The 959-nt window shown below is 71.5% G+C and carries 2 protein-coding genes; both read right to left on the bottom strand.

The genetic code is table 11. The features are described from left to right. Window positions 1-440: YbaB/EbfC family nucleoid-associated protein (locus tag G3I65_RS17395; RefSeq protein WP_160697044.1), on the bottom strand; the 440-nt coding region annotated here is incomplete at its 3' end. After that, window positions 437-778, bottom strand: coding sequence for a type VII secretion target (locus G3I65_RS17390; protein ID WP_160697043.1), 342 nt, complete (start codon window positions 776-778; stop codon window positions 437-439). The genes G3I65_RS17390 and G3I65_RS17395, both read right to left, overlap by 4 nt. Between the last annotated feature and the right edge of the window lie 181 nt (window positions 779-959).

The raw sequence follows: 959 nt of genomic DNA, 5'->3' as shown, positions 1-959 counted from the left end.
ACCGGCGGCGGCGAGGCCGGGGCCTGCGGGTCCTCCGGCTCGTCCGGGTCCGGGAACCGGCCGCGCAGCGTGTCCAGCAGCGCCGTGCGGGTCTCGCGGTCCTCGTCGCCGAGCTGCTCGGCCATCACGCCGGCGACGCGCTCGGCGATGCCCGACTGCGCGCGGCGCATCGTCGTGAGGATCTGCCGGGACAGCTCCTCCAGCGGGAACGACTTGACCTTGTTGGAGAACGTGAGGTCGGTGACCGTGCCGTCGGCGCCGACGGTCACGCTGACCGCGCCGTCGGAGCTGGTCGAGGTCAGCCGGAGCCGTTCGGTCTCCTCCTGGGCCGCCTGGTAGCGCTCGGCCTTCGCCGCGAACCCGGCCGCCCAGTCGTCCATCCGGCGGATCGCCTCGTCCGGGTCCCGCATCAGGTCCCCGAGGCCGTTCGGGCCCGTCATGCCTTCGTCCTCGCTTCCACTGCCCGCGGCGACGCCGTGAGCTGCTTCTCGAACGGCTGCGCGTTCGCCTCTTCACCGTCGCGGTAGGACTGCGCGGCCGTCTTGACGTTGTCCGCGAGCCCGCGCACGCCTTCGATCGACGCGGCCAGCGTCTCCTTCGCCTTCTCCCCCGTCGGCCGGATGATCGGCGGGAGGAACGCGCACAGCAGCCCGTACGCGTGGTCCGACATCGCCGTGTCGGCCGCCGCGGAGGCCGTGTTGAGCCGGTCGACCAGGCTCTCGACGTGACTCGAGTGCGCGACCAGTTCGTCCGGTTCGACCTCGAAGCCGGCCGTCATGCGTTCACTTCCAATCCTGGTTCTTCCAGTCGCCGATCACCGGGGGCGCGACGACCTGTTCGCCCGCGAAGAAGTTCGGGTCGTCGCTCTCGAGGTAGTCGGCGGCCTTGTGTTCCTTGTCGTTGTCGCCCTTGCCGCCCTTGGCGCCGGCACCCATGCCGCCCATGCCGGGGGAACCGGC

The organism is Amycolatopsis sp. SID8362 (genome assembly GCF_010550475.1).
Classification (GTDB): domain Bacteria; phylum Actinomycetota; class Actinomycetes; order Mycobacteriales; family Pseudonocardiaceae; genus Amycolatopsis; species Amycolatopsis eburnea.
This window is presented reverse-complemented; position numbering and strand designations above follow the sequence as displayed.